2 protein-coding genes and 1 riboswitch are annotated in these 2,909 nt (G+C 72.1%); both genes read right to left on the bottom strand.

Annotated features, from left to right (window positions below; all coding sequences use genetic code 11):
• Positions 1-141: 141 nt before the first annotated feature.
• Positions 142-1,755 (bottom strand): bifunctional phosphoribosylaminoimidazolecarboxamide formyltransferase/IMP cyclohydrolase, encoded by a 1,614-nt coding sequence (purH, locus tag Q8M88_RS14545; protein ID WP_305597878.1) that lies wholly within the window; start codon positions 1,753-1,755, stop codon positions 142-144.
• A 27-nt stretch (positions 1,756-1,782) separates the two neighbouring features.
• A riboswitch (ZMP/ZTP riboswitch) is annotated at positions 1,783-1,868 on the bottom strand.
• A 28-nt stretch (positions 1,869-1,896) separates the two neighbouring features.
• Positions 1,897-2,909, bottom strand: a 1,013-nt coding sequence (locus tag Q8M88_RS14540) for a heparinase II/III family protein (protein WP_305597877.1), incomplete at its 5' end; no start/stop codon positions are given.

Below are 2,909 nucleotides of genomic sequence, written 5' to 3'. Positions count from 1 at the left end.
CTTCGCCAAGCTGACGATCGCCAACGCCGCCCTGCGCGAAATGGTCGCCGAAGCCGCACGCCAGGCGGCCGGCCCGGCGAAGACACCCCGCCGCGCCCGCTAGCTCCTCGCCCGGGGAAGCGGAGGAGGAGCGGGCTGCGCTTAGTGGCGGAAGACCCGCACCCCGGTGAAGGCCATGGCGACGCCCGCCGCGTCGGCGGCGGCGATCACCTCGGCGTCGCGCATCGAGCCGCCCGGCTGGATCACCGCGGTGGCGCCAGCCTCGATCGCCTGTTCCAGGCCGTCAGCGAACGGGAAGAAGGCGTCCGAGGCGCAGGCCGAGCCCTCGGCCAGCGACTTCGGCAAGCCGGCCATCTCTGCAGCCTCGCCAGCACGAAGGGCGGCGATGCGGGCCGAGTCGCGGCGGTTCATCTGGCCGGCGCCGATCCCGGCTGTCTGGCCGTCGCGGGCGTAAACGATGGCGTTGGACTTCACGTGCTTGGCGACGGTGAAGGCGAACAGCATGTCGCGCACTTCGTCCGGCGTCGGCTGGCGCCTGGTCACCACCTTCAGGTCGGCGGCGGTGATGCGGCTGGCGTCACGGCTCTGCACCAGGAAGCCGCCGGCCACCTGGCGGAACACGTCGCCGGCGCTGGCCGGATCGGGCATGCCGCCGGTCAGCAGCAACCTCAGGTTCTTCTTCCTGGCGAACACCGCGATCGCCTCGTCGTCGGCCTCGGGGGCCACGACCACCTCGGTGAAGATCTCCACCATCTCGCGGGCCGCGGCGGCGTCCAGCCGGCGGTTCACCGCGACGATTCCGCCGAACGCCGAGACCGGGTCGCACTGCAGCGCGCGGCGATAGGCGTCGGCCAGATCCGAACCCAGGGCCACGCCGCAGGGGTTGGCGTGCTTGATGATCGCCACGGCGGCGGAGACGCCCGCGTCGAATTCGGCCACCAGTTCGATCGCCGCGTCGGTGTCGGCGATGTTGTTGTAGGACAGTTCCTTGCCCTGCAGCTGGCGAAGCGTCGCCACCCCCCGCCGTGGATTGGCCTCTGCGTAGAAGGCCGCCTGCTGATGCGGGTTCTCGCCGTAGCGCATGGTCTGCACCAACGCGCCGGCGAAGGCGCGGCGGCGCGGCGCGGGGTCTTCCAGCGCCTTGGCGAACCACGCGGAAATCGCCGCATCGTAGGACGCCGTGCGGGCGTAGGCGCGGGCGGCGAGGGTCTTGCGCAGCGCCAGGCTGGTGGTCCCATCCGCCTTCAGCTCGGCCAGCACCTCGGCCAGGTCCGCCGGTTCGGTGCACACCGCGACATAGGCGTGATTCTTCGCCGCCGAACGGATCATCGCCGGGCCGCCGATGTCGATGTTCTCCACCGCCGTGGCGTAGTCCGCGCCGGCCGCCACCGTAGCTTCGAACGGGTAGAGATTGACGTAGACGAGGTCGATGCCGCCGATCCCGTGCTCGCCCATGGCGCGGGCGTGCTCGGGCGCGTCGCGCACCCCCAGCAGGCCGCCATGCACCACCGGATGCAAGGTCTTCACCCGGCCGTCCATCATCTCCGGGAAGCCGGTCAACTCGGCGATGTCCTTCACCGGCAGGCCGGCGGCGGCGATGGCCGCGCGGGTGCCGCCGGTGGAGACCAGCTCGACGCCCATTTGCGACAGCACGCGGGCGGCGTCGGCCAGGCCGGTCTTGTCGGACACCGACAACAGGGCGCGCTTCACGGCGGCGCGGTCGGGGGCGGGGGGGAAATCAGGCGCTTCAGGCACGGGCGGCCTCCTTCTGAGATGTGAAAGGATCGGCGCCCAGGCGAGCGGCTTCAAAAGCGCCCCGCGCTCCCCGGTGGTCGCCCACCTCGAAGTCGCCAGTCACACGGGACGGCGGGAGCTATACGCGCGGCCCCCTCTGAGTCAACGCGGCGGCGGCCACGCCTCGGCATGGGCCAGTTTCCAGCGGATCCGCGCTCCCGAATCCAGCCGCACCTGCCCGCGCAGCACCACCTGGCTGGTCCGTCTCGGCATGCCCTGCTGGAAGTAGATCGACGGCTCAACTTCCACCTCGATGGCGTCGTTGCGCAGCCACCAGCCGGTCTCCTGGCCCTCGGCGCGCAACAGCACGCTCTTGCGGTCGTTGGCCCGCGACACGCGCACGTCGGGGTGCAGGTGGAAGCGCACCATGAACGGCACGAACTTGCGGCCCTTGGCGTCGGGCGGGGTCAGCGGGGTGAAGCTGTCCTCGCCGCGCAGTTCGTCGGTGGCCGGGTCGATGTACAGGCGCCGCTCGTGACGCAGACCGAACCGCGGGGCCCAGCCGTCGTGCGACAGCTCCAGCCATCGCCCGCCCTCGGCCTCATGGCGATAGGCGTCGACGTGACGGCAACCGCCGTTCAGCCGCGGTCCCAGCACGCTGGCGGCGACGCCGCGCAAGGGCTCTCCACATGACAGGTCGCCGAGGGTCGCGGTGGAGGCGGCGTCCGCCACCCGCAGCGCCGGCGGCCCGACCGCATCGGGCGACCAGCCGCCGTTGACGATCAGCCGCTGGCGGCCGACCAGCACCTCGATGGCCAGCGGCTGGGCGCAGGCGGTGACGCTCCAGGGGCCGATGGCCGGCGGCGCGGCGTCGGCCACCACCTGCAGGCTCTTGCCCTCCAGCCGGTGATAGCCGTTGCGCGCCGAGGGGATCGGCCGGTCCTCTCCACCGTCCTCCACTCGGGCGGCGGCGACATAGGCCGCTCGGCTCTCCTCGCCGCCCTGGAAATCCGGCAGCCCGCCGTCGCCCAGGGTGAAGAACCGCACCGCACCCGCTAGCCGGTCGATCGCCCGCAACATCTCGTCCCGGGGCGCGACGCCGCGCTGCATCAGCGCCGCGTCCAGGGTCAGCAGGTCGAACAGCAGCTCCAGCGCCGCCTGAGGGCTGCGCGAGG

The sequence above is a fragment of the Phenylobacterium sp. genome, assembly GCF_030693805.1.
Classification (GTDB): Bacteria; Pseudomonadota; Alphaproteobacteria; order Caulobacterales; family Caulobacteraceae; genus Phenylobacterium.
Note: the sequence above shows the minus strand (reverse complement) of the source record. Positions and strands in the feature narration are given on the sequence as shown.